Here is a 17553-nt window from a genome sequence, read left to right as displayed (position 1 = left end):
CGTTCCTCGGCTGGCGCACTACTGCGGAGTGCGTAGTAGTGTGCGACGCATGGATCAGACCCAGCTCCTCAAGGGGGTGCTCGACCTCGCGGTGCTCGCCGTGGTGCACCGCGAGGACGGCTACGGCTACGACATCGTCCGTCGGCTGCGCGACGGCGGGATCAGCGAGGTCGGGGACGCCTCGGTCTACGGCACGCTTCGCCGGCTCTACGCAGCGGGCGCACTGACGTCGTACGTCGTGCCGTCCGAGAGCGGCCCGCACCGCAAGTACTACGGCATCACCCCGATCGGACGTGACCAGCTCGCGCGCCAGGCCAAGGACTGGCACCACTTCTCGACCACCCTCGACGGGATCCTCGCCGGGCCCGTCGCCTCCTCGCAGGGAGCCAGCGCATGAACACCACCGAACTCCCGGTCCGTCCCGACGTCGCCGCCTTCGTGACCCGCGTGCGTGAGCTGCTGGTCGACCTCTCCGACGAGGACCGCCTCGAGCTCACCGAGGGACTCGAGGCCGACCTCACCGACCAGGTGGCCGAGCACGGCGCGGGAGCGCTCGACGACCCGGAGGCGTACGCCAGTGAGCTGCGCACCGCCGCCGGGTTCGAGCCCGTTGCGCGGCGGCGCGTCCGACGAGGTCGACCGATGTCGGCGAGCGAGGTGCTCGACGACGTCCGCGCGCGTTGGGAGGCGCTGGTCGCACACCCGCGGGTCGCGCCCGGGTGGCGGGTGCTCGTCGCCCTCCGGCCCGCCTGGTGGGTGCTGAGGGCCTGGGCGGCAGCGGTCGTCCTCGCCAGGCTCGTCCCCGGGTGGCATCCCTACGGCCTCACGTGGTTGCCGGGCGTGCACGCGGCGGTCGGGCTCGGGCTCCTCGCTGCGTGCATCGTCGGCAGTGCCCTCGTCGGCCTCGGGAGGGTCTGGCCGGGAAGCGCGTCGAGCGTGCTGGCACGCACGACGCTGCTGCTGCTCAACCTGGCTGCCGTCATCGCCGTGCCCGTGATCAACGGCCAGCTCGACCGGCTGTCGTGGGACCGCTACAGCCAGGGCTACAACGAGGCGCGGTGGCTCGGGAACAGCGAGGGGCTGGTCAACCGCGGGCGACAGGTGTGCAACATCGCGGCGTACGACGCCGACGGCCAACCGCTGATCGGCGTGCAGCTCTTCGACCAGGCGGGCCGGCCCCTCGACGTGCGCTGCTGGGACCAGAGGGCGACCAAGGTGCCGTGGGTGCTGGGCGACGTCACCCGGTGGAACGTCTTCCCGCTGGGCGAGCGCGACCGGCCGGCGCGCACGGAGCGGCGTCGCGAGGACCTGACGAGCGCAGCGTTCCCGACGACGGACCGGGCCACCGCGCCTGAGGTCACCAGCCCGCTCGTCCCCGAACCGGCCGAGCGCGAGCAGACCTCGGCCCGTGACGGGGGCACCAAGGGCGGGGCGAAGGCCGGCGCGAAGGACGGGACCGACGACAGCCGCCGGAACGGGCGCGACGTCAGCAGGCGCTGACCGAGACCGGCACGCCGTTGAGCGCGGCGTTGCCGGACACGTCGAGCAGCTCGGGGTCGGTCAGGTCGTTGACCGAGACCCCCGCGACGTCGCGGCTGCGGCTCATCAGGACTCCGTCCCGGGCGTGGCCGTAGCCGTGGGGGAGCGACACCACGCCGGGCATCAGGTCGTCGGAGGCGGCGACCTCCACCTCGACCGAGCCGACCCGTGAGGTGACCCGGACCCGCGTCCCGTCGGCGATCGACCGGTCGGCGAGGTCGGCCGGGTTCATCAGCAGCTGGTGGCGCGGCCGGCCGCGGGTGAGCCGTTCGGAGTTGTGCATCCAGGAGTTGCAGTCCTGCTTGTGGCGCCGGCCGATCAGCAGGAGCTCGTCGCCGGCCGGGGCGGGCACGGCCGCGAGGCGGGCGACGTCCTCGACCACGAGGGCGGGCGCGAGGTCGACGCGCTTCCGCTTCGACGGCAGCCGGGCGGGCAGCTGCCCGGGGCGCAGCGGGCCGAGGTCGATCCCCGCGGGGCGCGCCCGCAGCTTCGCCAGCGTCACGCCGCTGTCGCCGCGTCGCAGCAGCTGGCCGACGAGGAACGTCGGGCTGGCGGTCAGCCGGGCGCGCTGGACCAGGCGCTTCTTCAACGGGGCCTTCCGGCGCAGCCGCGCCGCCGTGCGCACGGTGATCTCGCGGAAGATCTGCCAGTCGTGGCGCTGGTCGGCGTCCTTCTCGAACACGGCCGGGGTGAACCGGGCCGTGTTGCGCACCGCCAGGAGGTGGAAGACGAGGTCGTAGTGGTCGCGCTCGAGCGCGGTGGTCGGCGGCAGGATCACGTCGGCGTGGCGGGTCGTCTCGTTGACGTAGATGTCGACCGCAGCCATGAAGTCGAGACCACGCAGGGCGGCGTCGAGCCTTGCCCCGTCGGGGGTGGAGAGGACCGGGTTGCCGGCGACGGTGAGCATCGCGCGGACCTGCCCCTCGCCCGGCGTCTCGATCTCCTCGCGCAGCGCGGCGACCGGCAGCTCGCCGGCGGTCTCGGGCAGCCCGCGGACCCGCGAGCGCCAGGCGTCGAAGTGCCCGCGGCCGATCAGCCCGGTGCCGACCGCGTCGATGGCGGGCGTGGTGAACATCGCGCCGCCGACCCGGTCGAGGTTGCCGCTGAGGATGTTCAGGCAGTTCACCGCCCACTGGCACACGGTGCCCCACGGACCGGCCGAGACGCCGATGCGGCTGTAGACCACGCCCGCGTCCGCGGCCACCAGCTCGGCGGCCAGCCGCCGGACCTCGGCGGCGGGCAGGCCGCTCATCGCCTCGGCCCGCTCCGGGGTGAACTCGGCGACCAGGTCGACGACCGTGCCCAGCCCGTCGACGTACGACGTCACGGCGGGCGTCGCGTGCGCGGTGAGCTCGTGCAGCATCGCGAGGAGCACCCACGCGTCGGTCCCCGGTCGGACGAAGTGGTGCTCGTCGGCCACCTTGGCCGTCTCGGTGCGGCGCGGGTCCAGCACGACCATCCGCCCGCCGCGCGCATGCAGGTCGCGGACGCGCTGCGGGAAGTCGGGCACGGTCATCAGCGAGCCGTTGGACGCCATCGGGTTGGCGCCGATCACCAGGAACCACGACGTCCGGTCGATGTCGGGGATCGGCAGGAACAGCTGGTGGCCGAACATCAGGTGCGCCACGAGCTGGTGGGGGAGCTGGTCGACCGACGTGGCGGAGTAGCGGTTCCGCGTCCGGAACGACTTGAACATGGCCGTGCCGTGGGTCATCGATCCCAGGCTGTGCGCGTTGGGGTTGCCGAGGTAGACGCCGAGGGCGTCGTCGCCGTGCTCCTCGATGATGCGAGCGAGGTTGTCGGCCACGAGGTCGAACGCCTCGTCCCAGCCGATCTCCTGCCAGCCCGCGTCGGGTCCCTCGCCGGTGCGGCGGACCGGCCGGCGCAAGCGGTCGGGGTCGGCGTACACGTCGGCGATCGCGACGCCCTTGGGGCAGATGTGGCCGCGGGACAGCGGGTCGGCGGAGTTGCCGCGCACCGCGACGACCTCGCGCCCCTCGACGGTGAGCTCCAGGCCGCAGATCGCCTCGCAGAGGTTGCACACGCCGATGCGCTTCTCGCCCATCACGTCACCTCTTCGTGAGCCAGAAGCCACCCCCGACCAGGGGCGTCCCGGTCGGCGGCAGGAAGGGCCTGAGCTCGTCGAGCAGGTGCGGCGACGTGGCGACGTGGTGGGTGCCGAGCAGGACCTCGTCGCCCGCGGCACCGCCGGCGAGGTAGCACATGAGGAGGTACTGCTCGGCGTAGAACCGGTCGTTCCACTCGGCGGGGTAGTCGTCGGGGATGAACGTGTCGTGCAGGCCGTAGACCACGCCCGGGCTGAGGTAGGGCAGAGACTCGGTGAAGAAGACCGTCACGTCCGAGTTCGTGAAGGCACGGTGGCTGTTGTCGACGAAGAGCATGTCGCCGGGGCCGAGGCGGTCCAGCAGGTCGAGGTCGATGTCCTCGTAGGGGGACCGGACGACCTCGTCGCAGAGCGCGTCGACCTCGGCGCGCGGCTGCGGGTCGATCGAGACGATGCGGGTGTCGAGGCCGTGGTCGCGGATCGCCAGGCGGGCGAACTTCGTCGAGAAGCCCGAACCCACCTCCATGTAGAGCGAGGGCCGCCTGGCGGCGATGAGGCCGTAGAGGGTCGCGCCGTCCAGTGGCGGGAGCCACGGGTTGGACCAGAACGGCAGGGACGGGTCGGTCTCGTCCTCCGGCACCGCGGCCAGGGGTGCGAGCACGGGCCCCATCTCGCGCAGCAGGGCGGCGGAACGGGGGTCGGCGGCGCGCATCAGGTCGCCGAAGAAGTCCTTCCCGGGCCGACCGAACGTCCGTGGCCGCGGGTTGACGGGGTAGTCGAAGAGGGCGGCGCGGCCCTCCTCGACACGGGCCGCGTGGTCACGCTCGAGCTGCATGTAGTGCTGGAGCGTCACGTGGGTGTTGCCGAGGTCGGCGTCGAGCCCGGCCAGCCGTGCCTCGGCGTGGACCAGCTCGGCGCGTGAGCGGCGGGACTCGGACCGAGCGGCCACCAGCGCCGCCCTGGTCCGCTCGAGGCGGGCGGCGAGCCGCGCCGCCTTCTCCTGGCTCCTGGCCAGGCGGCGGCGCACCCGCGCGAGCTCCTCGGCCTGCTGCCGCCGGCGCCGGCCCGGCAGGACCCGGCCGGCCAGCTTCCTCACCCGATGTGCCACGGACCGATCCAACCACGTCGCGCGCGCGAGGTGGGGGCACCCGGACGGGGGTTCCGCATCCCGGGTCGGTCAGGCACACTCTGGGCGCCCGGTCAGCACCGGGCGTCCCCGACAGAATGGAGCACGTCATGGGTTACGGAGGACCGATCGGCCTCATCGTGGTGGGTCTTGTCCTGTCGCTGGCCTTCAACGAGCGGCAGGTGGGTCCCCTCGAGGTGACCACCCTGGGCTGGATCCTCGTGCTGGCCGGAGCACTCTGGCTGGTGCTCACGCTGGTGCAGCAGAACACCCGCCGGCGGCACAGCACCACGGCGACCACGACCGACGCCCACGGCCGCCAGGCGACGACGCAGCGCACCACGGAGTCGGACCCGCCGCCCCCGCCGGCCGTCTGAGCCACGCAGGCACGCAGCAGGAGCCCCCGCCGGGTCCGGCGGGGGGTCCTGCGCGTCCGGTTCGCGATTGGGTCCGCGACCCACGGCTCGATATGCTTCTCCGGTTGTCCGACTGGACGACACGCCGTGCACACGGCCGCGGAACCAGAGTGCCCCGGTGAACAGGCCCGGGCGCGCCGCGCAACGAGAGAACCGAAGGAGCCTTCATGTCGATCGGTACCGACGCGGAGACCAAGAAGAAGATCATCGCCGAGTACGCCCTGACCGAGGGCGACACCGGATCCCCCGAGGTGCAGGTCGCGATGCTGACGCAGCGCATCAAGGACCTCACCGAGCACCTCAAGGAGCACAAGCACGACCACCACTCGCGTCGTGGGCTGTTCCTGCTCGTCGGTCAGCGCCGCCGTCTCCTGGGCTACCTCCAGGACGTCGACATCAACCGTTACCGCTCGCTCATCGAGCGCCTCGGCCTCCGCCGCTGACCACTGGAGCGGCCTCCCGGACACGGGGGGCCGCTCCGCTCGGTTTCCGGGGTCCCGCCGCGCTAGTGTCGGCCCCGACGCACGTCACAACTGAACACCCGAAGATCCAGGAGCGACCCGCGCACCCGGCTCGGTCCTCGGTAGTGGCCTTCAGGTCCCGAGTCCTCACGGACACGACACCTGCGGGCCTCGATCGAAGACCGGCACCTCATGCGGCGTCGCGGATCGCTCCGCGAAGAGAAAGCAGGATCCTGCTTCCATGAGTGAACCCATCATCTCCGCCGTCGAGACCGTCATCGACAACGGCTCCTTCGGCCAGCGCACGGTCAAGTTCGAGACCGGCCTGCTCGCCCGCCAGGCGGCGGGTGCCGTCACGGCGTACCTCGACGACGAGACCATGCTGCTCTCGGCGACCACCGCCTCGAAGACCCCGAAGGACCACTTCGACTTCTTCCCCCTCACGATCGACGTCGAGGAGCGGATGTACGCCGTGGGCCAGATCCCCGGCTCGTTCTTCCGGTCCGAGGGCCGCCCGGGCGAGGACGCGATCCTCACCTGCCGCCTCATCGACCGCCCGCTGCGCCCGACCTTCAAGAAGGGCCTGCGCAACGAGGTCCAGGTCGTCATCACCGTCCTCGCGCTCGACGCCAACGTCCCCTACGACGTGCTGGCCATCAACGCCGCGTCGATGTCGACCCAGCTCTCCGGCCTGCCGTTCTCCGGCCCGGTCGGTGGCGTGCGCGTCGCCCTCATCGACGGCCAGTGGGTCGCCTTCCCGACCCACTCGCAGCTCGAGTCCGCCGTGTTCGACATGGTCGTCGCCGGCCGGGTCACCGAGACCGGCGACGTCGCGATCATGATGGTCGAGGCCGAGGCCACCGAGGAGACCATCACCCTCGTGCAGGGTGGCGCCCAGGCGCCCACCGAGGAGGTCGTGGCCGGTGGCCTCGACGCCGCGAAGCCCTTCATCAAGCAGCTGTGCGAGGCGCAGTCGCAGCTCGCCGCCGAGGCCGCGAAGCCGGTCCAGGACTTCCCCGTCTTCCTCGACTACGAGGACGACGTGTACGCCGCCGTCGAGGAGGCCGTGAAGGCCGACCTGACCGCTGCCATGCAGATCGGCGACAAGCAGGAGCGCGAGGCCCGCACCGACGAGCTCAAGTCCTCCCTGCTCGAGAAGCTCGCCGGCCAGTTCGAGGGCCGGGAGAAGGAGATCGGCGCGGCCTTCCGCTCCGTGAACAAGAACGTCGTGCGTGAGCGCGTGCTGCGCGACAAGGTCCGAATCGACGGCCGCGGCCTGGCCGACATCCGTCCGCTGCACGCCGAGGTCAACGTGATCCCGCGCGTCCACGGCTCGGCGCTGTTCGAGCGCGGCGAGACCCAGATCCTGGGCGTCACCACCCTCGACATGCTCAAGATGGAGCAGCAGCTCGACACCCTCTCCCCGGAGAAGTCGCGCCGCTACATGCACAAGTACGTCTTCCCGCCGTTCTCCACCGGTGAGACCGGCCGTGTGGGCTCGCCCAAGCGCCGCGAGGTCGGCCACGGCGCCCTGGCGCGCCGCGCGCTCCTGCCGGTGCTCCCCACGCGCGAGGAGTTCCCCTACGCGATCCGCCAGCTCTCCGAGGCCATGGGCTCCAACGGCTCCACCTCGATGGGCTCGGTCTGCGCCTCGACCCTCTCGCTGCTGCAGGCCGGCGTGCCGCTCAAGGCACCCGTCGCCGGCATCGCGATGGGCCTCATCTCCGGCGAGATCGACGGTGAGACCCAGTACGTCGCGCTCACCGACATCCTCGGTGCCGAGGACGCCTTCGGCGACATGGACTTCAAGGTCGCCGGCACCCGCGAGTTCGTCACCGCGCTGCAGCTCGACACCAAGCTCGACGGCATCCCCGCCGAGGTGCTGGCCGCCGCGCTGACCCAGGCCCGCGACGCGCGCCTGGCGATCCTCGACGTGATGGGCGAGGCGATCGACGCGCCGGAGGAGATGTCGGTCCACGCGCCGCGCATCATCACCGTCCGCGTGCCCGTCGACAAGATCGGCGAGGTCATCGGCCCCAAGGGCAAGGTGATCAACCAGATCCAGGACGACACGGGCGCGACGCTGTCCATCGAGGACGACGGCACGGTCTACATCGGTGCGACCAACGGCGAGGCGGCCGAGGCCGCCAAGGCCGCGGTCAACGCGATCGCCAACCCGACGATGCCGGAGGTCGGCGAGCGCTACCTCGGCACCGTGGTGAAGACGACCAACTTCGGTGCGTTCGTCTCGCTCATGCCGGGCAAGGACGGCCTGCTGCACATCAGCAAGCTGCGCGCCCTGGCCGGTGGCAAGCGCGTCGAGGCCGTCGAGGACGTCCTGTCGGTGGGCCAGAAGGTGCAGGTCTCGATCGCCGAGATCGACGACCGCGGCAAGCTGTCTCTGGTCCCGGTCGTCGAGGAGACCGAGGGCGGCTCCGAGGAGACGGCCGAGGCCGCCCCCGAGGCAGTCGACGCCGAGTGACCTGCTCCGCGTGATCATCACCTGATGCTCCACCCGCGACCGGTCGGCCGTCTGGCCGACCGGTCGCGGTGCTTCACCCCCCAGCAGAAGAAGGACCCCTTGCAGAAGAACGGCACCACCCGCACCCTCCAGACCGTCAAGGACGCCGACGGGGCCGTGACCTCGCGCGTGCGTCGTACGGTCCTGCCGAGCGGCCTGCGGATCGTCACCGAGCAGATGGCCGGCTCCCGCTCGGCCAGCATCGGCGTGTGGGTCGACGTCGGCTCGCGCGACGAGACGCCCGCGCTCCACGGTTGCTCCCACTTCCTCGAGCACCTGCTCTTCAAGGGCACCGCCGAGCGCTCCGCGATGGAGATCTCGGTGGCCCTCGACGCGGTGGGCGGCGAGTTCAACGCGTTCACCACCAAGGAGTACACGGTCTTCCACGCCCGCGTCCTCGACGAGGACCTCGGCACGGCGGTCGACGTCCTCGGCGACATGGTCACCGCCTCGACCATCACCGAGCTCGACGTCGAGGCCGAGCGCGACGTGATCCTCGACGAGATCGCCATGCACGACGACGACCCGGACGACGTGGTGCACAACCTCTTCGCCCACCAGGCGTGGGGAGACAGCCCGCTCGGGCGCCCGATCGCCGGCACCGAGGCGTCGATCACCGCGATGACGCGCGAGCAGATCCACCGCTTCTACCGCCGCCACTACCGCCCCGAGAACATGGTCGTCTCGGTCGCCGGCAACGTCGACCACACGGCCGTCGTGCGTCAGGTCCGCAAGGCCTTCGGGCGCAGCGGCTTCCTCGACGGCGAGGCCACCCCGGCTTCGCCGCAGCAGACCGACAAGGCCCGGCGGGTCCAGCCCGGCGAGGCCCGCACGGTCCGTCCGCAGGAGCAGGTCAACCTCGTCCTCGGCGTGAAGGGCCTCACCCGCACCGACCCGCGGCGCTACGCCCTGGGCGTGCTCAACACGGCCCTCGGCGGCGGCACGTCGTCGCGGCTGTTCCAGGAGGTCCGCGAGGTGCGCGGACTGGCCTACTCCGTCTACTCCTTCGCCACCCACCACGCCGACGCCGGAGTGGTCGGCGTCTCGGTCGGCTGCCTGCCCGGCAAGTACGACGCCGTGCTGGAGACCGTGCGGGGCGAGCTGGCGAAGGTGGCCGAGGGCGGCATCACCGCCGAGGAGCTCGAGCGCGGCAAGGGCCAGCTCAAGGGCGGGCTGGTGCTCGGCCTCGAGGACTCCGGCTCACGGATGTCGCGCATCGGCAAGGCCGAGCTGGTCTACGACGAGCTGCTCACCATCGACGAGGTGGTCAGCCGCATCGAGGCGGTCACCCTGGAGGACGTCGCGCTGCTGGCGAGGGAGCTGTTCAGCCAGCCCGAGCTGCTTGCGGTCGTGGGTCCGGCGCACTGACCGCTGCCGGGGCACGTCGCGGCGGCCGCGTCGCGACGAGCACCCCGGTGACCACGAGCGCGGCGCCGGCGGCCTCGCCGCGGCTGACGGTCTCGCCGAGCGCGACCCAGGCCGCGCTCATCCCCACCACCGGCACCAGCATCGAGAACGGCGCCACGACCCCTGCGGGGTGCCGGGCCATCAGCCACGTCCAGATCCCTGAGCCCAGCACGGTCCCCACGAGGATCGTGTAGGCCAGGCCGATGACCGCGGGCACCGTGTCGGGGGAGTCCCACGTGGTCAGCGAGTCCGCGATGCGGCCGGGCCCCTCCACGACGAGCGAGAGCGCGAGCATCGGCAGGGGCGGCACCACCGCCATCCAGAGGGTGAGGTGCAGCGGCTCGGGCGCGCGTGCCTGCGCGGTGCACAGGTTGCCGAAAGCCCACGCGAGGGCGCCTGCCAGCACGAGGACGAACGGCCAGAACGCGGCCGGCCCCTCGAGGCGCTGCCAGCCGACGACCGCGAGGCCGACGACGGCGACCAGCACGCCGACCCCGGCGCGCGGGGTCAGCCGGTGGCCGAGCAGGACGCCGGCGAGGAGCACGGTGAACGGGGCGGAGGCCTGCAGCACCAGGGACGACAGCCCCGCCGGCATGCCGGCCGCCATGCCCCAGTAGAGGAACAGGAACTGGAAGGTGCCGAAGCCGAGCCCGTAGCCGACCAGCCAGCGCACCGGCACGCGCGGGAACGGCACCAGCAGCACCGTCGGCACCGCGATCAGCGCGAAGCGCAGCGCGACGAGGAAGAACGGCGGGAAGTGCTGGAGCGAGGCGTCGATCGCCAGGAAGTTCAGGCCCCAGCACGCGGCGACCAACGCGGCGAGGAGGCGGTGGCGGGTCGGCATGGCACCAGCCTGTCGGCGTCCTTGTTGAAGGACAAGTGAAACGTTCTCACGTCGCTGTGTAGGCTGACTACATGGATGTCCGGCACCTCGATCTGCTGCGCGAGCTGGCCGACCGCGGCAGCGTGACGGCGGTCGCCGCCGCCACCCACCGCACCCCGTCGGCGGTGTCGCAACAGCTGAGGAGCGCCGAACGCGCCTTCGGCGTCCCCCTCGTCGAGGCCCGGGGGCGCGGGGTGCGGCTCACCGACGCAGGCCGGGTGCTCGCCGCGTCGGGACGCGACGTCGCTCTCGCGGTCGCCGAGGCCGAGGCGCGGTGGCAGGACTTCCGCGGCACGGTGGCCGGGACGGTGAGCATCGCGGCCCTCCCGAGCGCGGCGACCTTCCTGCTGCCGGGGGTCCTCCGGGAGCTCGCCGACGAGCCGGTCGACGTGGTCTGCACCGACATCGACATCGCCGAGGCGGCGTACGCCGGGCAGGCCGTCGACCACGACATCGTGATCGCGCACTCGGCGCTGCGCAGCCCGACGCACGCCGACGACCTCGTGGTGCGACGGCTTGCCCGTGAGCCGCTCGACATCGCCATGGCGGCCGGACACCCGCTCGCGGCGCACGAGGTCGTGACCCCGGACGACCTGGTCGCCTGGCCGTGGATCGGCGTGCCGCTGGGCTACCCCTTCGACAGCATCCGGCTCGCCGTCGAGGAGGCCACGGGCCGCCTCGTGGACGTACGCCAACGGGTGCGGGACAACCGGCTCGTCGAGGCTCTCGTGGGGGCGGGGGAGTGCCTCGCGGTGCTCCCGCGGTTCACCGCACCCGCCGGTGACGAGGTGGTGCTGCGCCCGATCGCCGGCATCGTGTCGGGTCGCCACGTCCTCGCCATCCTGCGCCCCGACCGGGCGCAGCGCCGCGTGGTGCGTCGGGTGCTGGAGGCGCTGACGACCGTGGGCGGCCGGTACTCGGGGAGTGGCGGCTGACCCGGCGCTCAGCGCTTGGCGATGAGCCCGATGACCGGGGGAGCCTTCTGCTCCACCACGCTGACCCGGAAGCCGCCGCGCTGGAGGTTCTCGGAAGCGAGCTTGACGATGTTGGGCACCAGCTCGGGCCGGCTGGCCTCGTAGAAGAGGTAGACCGCGCCGCCGGGGACGACCCGCTCGTGGAGCAGGGCCACCTCGTCGTCGCAGGCGCGCACCCAGAAGAGGTTCACGTTGAAGGCGAAGACCTTGTTGAGCCGCTTGACCGGCACGCGCAGCGTGGCGAGGTCGATCTGGCGCACCACGAGCCGGCCGGCGTCGACGTACTTCTGGTTGCGCCGCTTGGTGCGGTCGACGCCCGACTCGGAGCGGTCGATGGCGAACAGCTTGCCCGTCTCCAGTTTGGCGCAGATCGCCTCCGCGCCGGCGCCGGGCCCGCAGCCGATCTCCAGGACCTGGTCGCCCGGCTGGACGTCCATGAGGTCGACGGCCCACTTGATGCGCGGCGGGATGGTCGAGATCGGCATGACCCACAGCCTGCCAGACGCGAGTTCACGAGTCAGCCACCGCCACCCACCGGGTGTCCGACTCGCTAGGTTGGGCGGGTGAGCACAGCAGACCCCGCACCGCGTCCCGCGTCCACCGCCGCTCCGATCCGGGTCGGGGTCCTCGGGGCGCGGGGCAAGGTCGGTTCCGAGGTGTGCCGCGCGGTCGGTGCCGCCGGCGACACCGAGCTGGTCGCCGAGGTCGACGCCGGCGACGACCTCGCCGCCCTCGTCGAGGCCGACGCACAGGTCGTCGTCGACTTCACCCACCCCGACGTGGTGATGGACAACCTCCGCTTCTGCATCGAGCACGGCATCCACGCGGTCGTCGGCACGACGGGCTTCGACCAGTCCCGCCTCGACCAGCTCGAGGCCTGGCTGGCCGACGCACCCGGGGTGGGCGTGCTGATCGCGCCGAACTTCTCGATCGGTGCGATCTTGATGATGCGGTTCGCGGCGCAGGCGGCGCCGTTCTTCGAGTCGGTCGAGGTCGTCGAGCTGCACCACCCCGACAAGGCCGACGCGCCGTCCGGCACCGCGCGCCGGACCGCGGAGATGATCGCGGCCGCCCGGCGCGAGGCCGGCAGCGACCCGATGCCCGACGCCACGTCCACCGGTCTCGACGGGGCGCGCGGCGCCGACGTCGACGGCGTCCGGGTCCACGGCCTGCGCGTGCGCGGCCTGGTGGCGCACCAGGAGGTGGTCCTCGGTGCTGCGGGCGAGACGCTCACCATCCGCCACGACTCGCTCGACCGCGTCTCCTTCACCCCCGGCGTGCTGACCGGCGTCCGCGCGATCGGCGACCACCCGGGGCTCACCGTGGGGCTCGACGCCTTCCTCGACATCGGCTGAGCCGAGGCTGCGCCCCTGGTCCGGCTCAGGCGAGGCGGGCCAGGGCGGCGACGACCGCCGCCCCGACCACGACGACGAGGAACGGCATCCTCAGCAGCAGCGCGACGACCGCGAAGGCCAGGCCCAGCACCCTGGCGTCCAGGGTCAGCGACGTACCAGCCGAGAAGACCTGGACCGCGACGAGCGCAGCGAGCAGCGCCACCGGGATCAGGTCGGCGACGCGCTCGACCGTGGGGTGGCTCAGCACCCGCTCGGGAAGCGACATCCCGGCGAGCTTGAGCAGGTAGCAGCCGATCCCGGCGAGGAGCACCGCGGTCCACATCAGCGGTGACCTCCCGCGACGTCGTCGGGGCCGGGGACCTCCGTCAGGTCGTCCCCGCGGGCCAGCGCCCCGACCAGCAGGGCGACGCCGCCCGCCGCCAGCACGGGCACGCCGGGTGCGGTGAGCGGCACCATGGAGATCGCGACGAGGGCCGCGAGGACGCCGACGAGCACGTTGCGGCGATCCTTCAGCCGCGGCCAGAGGAGGGCGAGGAACGCCGCGCCGACGGCGGCGTCGAGGCCGAACGTGCGCGGGTCGCCGACGGCCTCACCGGCGACGGCCCCGACGGCCGTGGCGAGGTTCCAGAGGACGAACACCGAGATCCCGGTGGTCAGGAAGCCCAGGCGCACCGCCGGCGTCGTGCCCCGGCTGACCGACATCGCCGTCGACTCGTCGATGAGGACGTGGGCGGCCGCGGCCCGGCGCCACCCGCGCCACTTCAGCAGCGGCGCCATCCGCAGGCCGTACAACGTGTTCCGGGTGCCGAGGAGCAGCGCCGTCGCGGCCCCGGACATCGGTGCGCCGCCGGCGGCCACGACCCCGGCCAGAGCGAACTGGCTGGCCCCGGTGAACATCAGCAGCGACAGCACGCACGTCTGCGCGACGCTGAGCCCCGAGGCGACCGAGACCGCCCCGAACCCGATGCCGTAGGCGCCGGTCGCGACACCGACCGCCAGGCTGTCGCGCACAATCCCGGAGCGCTCGCTCGGGGTGAGGACTGGCTCGGGCACGCCCCGAGGCTAGTGCGGCTCGCCGCCGCTCCTCGTCAGTGGGTACGACGCCGGACCCGCGCCGCCCGGACGTGCCCCTGGTGGTAGCCGTGGTGGAAGTCGTGGACCAGCGCGAAGGCCGCCGCCACCCCGGCCGCGGCGCCCGCGAGCAGGCCGACCCGGAGGTTCAGCGGGACCTCGGGCATCGCCCCGAGCCAGAAGCCGATGCCGACGCAGACGACCAGCGCGGCGAGGACGAGCGCGAACCGGTGCAGAGCGGGAAGCGGACCGAACATGGTGGAACCCCCGTGGCTGGCCGGCGGAGTAGCCGGCCCCTCCATGGTGACGCGCGCCGCGCGGAAAACAAGATCCGGAGGGGTGGAGTTTCGGCGGGCCACCTCGGGGCGGTCACAGCGGACGGAACCGGCGCGCGTCAGCCGATCGCGGTGTGGAGCCGGACCTGCTTCACCGTGGTCGCGCCGGTGCCGTCCAGGTCGAGCTCGCGGTGGGCGGTGTCGGGCGCCCAGCCCGCCTCGGTGAGGAAGGACCGCAGCGCGTCGTCACCGGCGTTGACCCAGGTCACCGCTCGGGTGAACCGGTCGGCCGCGAGGGTGTCGACCGCCGCCTGGAGGAGCCGGGAGCCGTGGCCCTTCGACGTCTCCTCGGGATCGAGGGTGACCTCAGCGAGCTCGCCGTCGGAGACGGGGTCGCAGTCGGGGTCGGCGGCCGGGGAGGTGAGCGCGAAGCCGACGACCCGGTTGCGCTCCAGCGCGACCAGCACCCGGTTGCGCGCGTCGGCCGGCCGGGCCAGCGCCTGCCGCCACTGCGCGGCGACGGCCGCGGCGTCGGTGGGCAGCACGTCGGGGGGCAGCACGTCGGCGTACAGCACCGGCCACGCCCGCAGCTGCACGGAGGCGATCGCGTCGGCGTCGTCGGCCCACGCGACGCGCACGGAGACGTCGGCGGTGGGGCCGCCGGGGTGCTCGTGGGTCATCGGCGGGTGCTCATCGATAGGTCTCGGGGAGCTTCTCGCCGATCTTCACCTGGGCCTTGGGCAGGCGCAGGAACTTCATCTGCAACGAGCGCATCGCGGCGTACCTCGTGACACCCTTGGTGGGCTCGTCGGGGAACCGGCGCGCCATCTCGCGGCGCAGGCGGAAGCGCAGCATCACGATGTCGAAGATGATGACCATGATCGTGGTGAACAGCACCGTGTTGCCGAGGTTCATCGCGGTCTGGTTGCCGGAGTAGCCCAGGATCATCGACACGATGAGCAGCGGCACCATCAGCTCGATGAAGCTGAAGCGGGAGTCCACGAAGTCGCGGATGAACCGGCGCACCGGGCCCCGGTCGCGCGCGGGGAGGTAGCGGTCGTCGCCGGTCTTCATCGCCTGGCGCATCTTCGCCGCGGTGTCGCCGCGGGCCGCTCGCTGGGCAGCCGCCTGCTCCTTGCGGTTGCGGGGCACCTTGGCCCGCGCCCGGGCGGCCGCCTCGGCTTCCTTGCGCGTCGGCGTGGGTCGACCCTTGCCGCCCACCTTGTCGGTGGCGGCCGGGACCTCGGGCTCGGGGGTGGAACGACGGAACAACGCCTGCTGCCTTCACGTGGATCGGATGCTGGCGCCCAGCCTATCGCCGTCGCCCGGCACGGGCGCCGTCGCGGCCATGGCCTACCTCCGGTTGGGGTTTGGTCCTAGGGTTGGGCCAACGCCCCGCCCACGCTCGCGTGGCGCGTGCGTGCCCCACCGACACGTCATGACCAAGAGAGGGTCTGCACCCCGATGAGTCTCATGAAGCGCATCAGCCTGATCTTCCGCTCCAAGGCCAACAAGGCCCTGGACAAGGCGGAGGACCCCCGGGAGACCCTCGACTACAGCTACCAGCGGCAGCTCGAGCTCCTCTCGAAGGTACGCCGCGGCGTCGCCGACGTCGCCACCAGCCGCAAGCGCGTGGAGCTGCAGGTCAACCAGCTCGAGCAGCAGGCGGCCAAGCTCCAGGGCCAGGCCGAGAAGGCCATCGGCGCGGGTCGCGAGGACCTCGCCCGCGAGGCCCTCACCCGCAAGTCCGGCCTGACGTCCCAGATCACCAGCCTCAAGGAGCAGCAGGCGACGCTCCAGGGCGAGGAGGAGAAGCTCGTCCTGGCACAGCAGCGGCTCCAGGCCAAGGTCGAGGCCTTCCGCACGCGCAAGGAGACCATCAAGGCCACCTACACCGCGGCGGAGGCCCAGACCCGCATCGGCGAGGCCATGTCCGGCATCGGCGAGGAGATGGGCGATGTGGGGCTGGCCATCCAGCGCGCGGAGGACAAGACCGCCCAGATGCAGGCACGGGGCCAGGCCATCGACGAGCTGATCGCCTCCGGCGCCCTCGACGACGCCTCGCAGCTCAACGCCGGCGACGACATCTCCCGCGAGCTCGACGCCCTGTCGTCCACCTCCGACGTGGAGGCCGAGCTGGCCCGGCTCAAGGCCGGTGCCGCGGCGCCCCAGGCCATCGAGGCCGGCGACGGCGGCGACATCCTCGAGGCCGAGGAGGAGCCCGCGCAGCGCCAGGCCAACGAGGGCGGGACCGCATGATCGTCCGCATCCTCGGCGAGGGTCAGTACGACCTCGACGACCACGCGCTCGACGCCCTCAACGGTCTCGACACGCAGATCGAGCAGGCCATCGAGGCCGGTGACGAGGCGATGTTCCGCACGGCGCTGAGCGGCCTGCTCGCGGCCGTGCGGTCCAACGGCACGCACCACGACGTCGACACCCTCGACGAGTCCGACCTGATCCTGCCGCCGCCGGACGCCACGATCGACGAGGTCCGCGAGCTCCTGGGCGACGACGGCCTGATCCCCGGCTGAGGCGGGCCACACCTTCGGCCATGGCCTCCTCGCGCTTCATCAAGGACAGCGGGCTCACCGCCCGGATGACCCTGACCATGTTCCTGCTCGGCGGGCTGTTCGTCGGCCTGGTCGTCGTGCTCATCCAGGTCGTCGGGTCCGGCTACGCGCCGCTCGTGGCGGTCATCGCGATCGGCATGGCCTTCTGGCAGTGGTGGAGCTCCGACAAGGTGGCCATGCGGGCGATGCGCGCCCGCGAGGTCTCCCCGGAGGAGGCACCCGAGCTGCACGGCATGGTCGACCGGCTCTGCGCGCTGGCCGACATGCCGAAGCCGCGGGTGGGCGTCGCGGACATGGCGGTGCCCAACGCCTTCGCGACGGGACGGTCCCCGGACCGCGCGGTGGTCTGCGTGACCACCGGCATCCTGCAGACGCTCGACGCGGAGGAGCTCGAGGCCGTCCTCGCCCACGAGCTGAGCCACGTGGCCCACCGCGACGTGCTGGTCATGACCGTCGCCTCCTCGGCCGGCATCGCGGCCGGCCTGCTGATGCGCTTCGCCCAGTTCGGCGGGATGGGCCGGCGCAACAACAACGGCGCCCTCCCGGCGGTGCTCGTCGCCCTGCTCGTCAGCCTGGTGGTGTACGCCGTCAGCTTCCTGCTGCTGCGCCTGCTGTCGCGCTACCGCGAGCTCTGCGCCGACCGGTCGGGCGCCTACCTGACGATGAAGCCCGCCGCACTGGCCTCCGCGCTCCAGAAGATCAGCGGTGAGGCAGCCGCCACCCCGCAGCGCGACCTGCGTGCCAACGCCGCCAGCGCGCTGTGCATCGTGCCGGCCTTCCGCAGCGGCCTGAGCGGCCTGATGGCCACGCACCCGCCGCTGCAGCAGCGGCTCGAGCAGCTCGCCCGCATCCAGGCCGAGCTCAGCAGGCCGACGGGCTGAGGGGGC

20 protein-coding genes are annotated in these 17553 nt (G+C 72.4%); 11 read left to right on the top strand and 9 right to left on the bottom strand.

Annotation, left to right across the window (positions count from 1 at the left end):
• Positions 1 to 49: 49 nt before the first annotated feature.
• Positions 50 to 397, top strand: coding sequence for a PadR family transcriptional regulator (locus Q9S36_RS26815; RefSeq protein ID WP_311287889.1), 348 nt, complete (start codon positions 50 to 52; stop codon positions 395 to 397).
• The gene (locus tag Q9S36_RS26810; protein WP_311287888.1) at positions 394 to 1500 is read left to right on the top strand and encodes a hypothetical protein; all 1107 of its coding nucleotides are present in this window, start codon (positions 394 to 396) and stop codon (positions 1498 to 1500) included. Before Q9S36_RS26815 ends, Q9S36_RS26810 begins: the two co-directional genes overlap by 4 nt.
• On the opposite strand, the gene Q9S36_RS26805 is transcribed toward Q9S36_RS26810, so the two are convergent.
• Together Q9S36_RS26805 and Q9S36_RS26800 are read right to left on the bottom strand one after the other, a co-directional pair.
• Positions 1487 to 3604, bottom strand: coding sequence for a molybdopterin-dependent oxidoreductase (locus Q9S36_RS26805; protein ID WP_311287887.1), 2118 nt, complete (start codon positions 3602 to 3604; stop codon positions 1487 to 1489). The genes Q9S36_RS26810 and Q9S36_RS26805 overlap by 14 nt on opposite strands.
• A 4-nt stretch (positions 3605 to 3608) precedes the next feature.
• Positions 3609 to 4712 carry a class I SAM-dependent methyltransferase gene (locus Q9S36_RS26800; RefSeq protein WP_311287886.1) on the bottom strand — a complete coding sequence of 368 codons (1104 nt, stop codon included), beginning with the start codon at positions 4710 to 4712 and terminating at the stop codon, positions 3609 to 3611.
• A gap of 128 nt (positions 4713 to 4840) precedes the next feature.
• Here Q9S36_RS26800 and Q9S36_RS26795 point away from each other — a divergent pair, with 128 nt between their 5' ends.
• The 4 genes from Q9S36_RS26795 (at position 4841) to Q9S36_RS26780 (ending at position 9496) form a co-directional block, all read left to right on the top strand.
• Complete coding sequence (locus Q9S36_RS26795) at positions 4841 to 5107, top strand: DUF6458 family protein (RefSeq protein ID WP_311287885.1); 267 nt, start codon at positions 4841 to 4843, stop codon at positions 5105 to 5107.
• A 212-nt stretch (positions 5108 to 5319) separates the two neighbouring features.
• The gene (gene rpsO, locus Q9S36_RS26790; protein WP_311287985.1) at positions 5320 to 5589 is read left to right on the top strand and encodes a 30S ribosomal protein S15; all 270 of its coding nucleotides are present in this window, start codon (positions 5320 to 5322) and stop codon (positions 5587 to 5589) included.
• 259 nt (positions 5590 to 5848) lie between these two features.
• The gene (locus Q9S36_RS26785) at positions 5849 to 8089 is read left to right on the top strand and encodes a polyribonucleotide nucleotidyltransferase (protein WP_311287884.1); all 2241 of its coding nucleotides are present in this window, start codon (positions 5849 to 5851) and stop codon (positions 8087 to 8089) included.
• Between the two features lie 24 nt (positions 8090 to 8113).
• Entirely contained in the window at positions 8114 to 9496 is a 1383-nt protein-coding gene (locus Q9S36_RS26780) for a pitrilysin family protein (RefSeq protein ID WP_311287883.1), read from the top strand.
• On the opposite strand, the gene Q9S36_RS26775 is transcribed toward Q9S36_RS26780, so the two are convergent.
• Positions 9453 to 10379, bottom strand: coding sequence for an EamA family transporter (locus Q9S36_RS26775; RefSeq protein ID WP_311287882.1), 927 nt, complete (start codon positions 10377 to 10379; stop codon positions 9453 to 9455). The two genes, Q9S36_RS26780 and Q9S36_RS26775, sit on opposite strands and share 44 nt — an antisense overlap.
• A 71-nt stretch (positions 10380 to 10450) precedes the next feature.
• On the opposite strand from Q9S36_RS26775, the gene Q9S36_RS26770 reads away from it, so the two are divergent.
• Entirely contained in the window at positions 10451 to 11353 is a 903-nt protein-coding gene (locus tag Q9S36_RS26770; RefSeq protein WP_311287881.1) for a LysR family transcriptional regulator, read from the top strand.
• 8 nt (positions 11354 to 11361) lie between these two features.
• Here Q9S36_RS26770 and Q9S36_RS26765 read toward each other — a convergent pair whose 3' ends face one another.
• Positions 11362 to 11877 (bottom strand): class I SAM-dependent methyltransferase, encoded by a 516-nt coding sequence (locus Q9S36_RS26765; RefSeq protein ID WP_311287880.1) that lies wholly within the window; start codon positions 11875 to 11877, stop codon positions 11362 to 11364.
• Positions 11878 to 11955: 78 nt separating this feature from the next.
• Between Q9S36_RS26765 and dapB the strand changes: the two genes are divergently transcribed.
• A complete protein-coding gene (gene dapB / locus Q9S36_RS26760) occupies positions 11956 to 12747 on the top strand; it encodes a 4-hydroxy-tetrahydrodipicolinate reductase (RefSeq protein ID WP_311287879.1) in 792 nt (263 codons plus the stop codon).
• Between the two features lie 25 nt (positions 12748 to 12772).
• On the opposite strand, the gene Q9S36_RS26755 is transcribed toward dapB, so the two are convergent.
• From Q9S36_RS26755 to Q9S36_RS26735, 5 genes are all read right to left on the bottom strand, one after another.
• Entirely contained in the window at positions 12773 to 13069 is a 297-nt protein-coding gene (locus Q9S36_RS26755) for an AzlD domain-containing protein (RefSeq protein WP_311287878.1), read from the bottom strand.
• Positions 13069 to 13800, bottom strand: a complete 732-nt coding sequence (locus Q9S36_RS26750; RefSeq protein ID WP_311287877.1) for an AzlC family ABC transporter permease — start codon at positions 13798 to 13800, stop codon at positions 13069 to 13071. The genes Q9S36_RS26755 and Q9S36_RS26750 overlap by 1 nt, the downstream gene beginning before the upstream one ends.
• Positions 13801 to 13835: 35 nt before the next feature.
• Positions 13836 to 14075, bottom strand: a complete 240-nt coding sequence (locus Q9S36_RS26745; RefSeq protein ID WP_311287876.1) for a hypothetical protein — start codon at positions 14073 to 14075, stop codon at positions 13836 to 13838.
• 137 nt (positions 14076 to 14212) lie between these two features.
• The gene (locus Q9S36_RS26740; RefSeq protein ID WP_311287875.1) at positions 14213 to 14773 is read right to left on the bottom strand and encodes a GNAT family N-acetyltransferase; all 561 of its coding nucleotides are present in this window, start codon (positions 14771 to 14773) and stop codon (positions 14213 to 14215) included.
• Positions 14774 to 14783: 10 nt separating this feature from the next.
• The gene (locus Q9S36_RS26735; protein ID WP_311287874.1) at positions 14784 to 15365 is read right to left on the bottom strand and encodes a DUF3043 domain-containing protein; all 582 of its coding nucleotides are present in this window, start codon (positions 15363 to 15365) and stop codon (positions 14784 to 14786) included.
• A gap of 192 nt (positions 15366 to 15557) precedes the next feature.
• Between Q9S36_RS26735 and Q9S36_RS26730 the strand changes: the two genes are divergently transcribed.
• The 3 genes from Q9S36_RS26730 to htpX are packed head-to-tail and all read left to right on the top strand — an operon-like array spanning position 15558 to position 17547.
• Complete coding sequence (locus tag Q9S36_RS26730) at positions 15558 to 16352, top strand: PspA/IM30 family protein (RefSeq protein ID WP_311287873.1); 795 nt, start codon at positions 15558 to 15560, stop codon at positions 16350 to 16352.
• Entirely contained in the window at positions 16349 to 16627 is a 279-nt protein-coding gene (locus tag Q9S36_RS26725) for a PspA-associated protein PspAA (protein WP_311287872.1), read from the top strand. The genes Q9S36_RS26730 and Q9S36_RS26725 overlap by 4 nt, the downstream gene beginning before the upstream one ends.
• 20 nt (positions 16628 to 16647) lie before the next feature.
• Complete coding sequence (gene htpX / locus Q9S36_RS26720; RefSeq protein WP_311287871.1) at positions 16648 to 17547, top strand: zinc metalloprotease HtpX; 900 nt, start codon at positions 16648 to 16650, stop codon at positions 17545 to 17547.
• Positions 17548 to 17553 lie beyond the last annotated feature (6 nt).

This window comes from Microbacterium sp. ARD31, from assembly GCF_031844425.1.
This window is presented reverse-complemented; position numbering and strand designations above follow the sequence as displayed.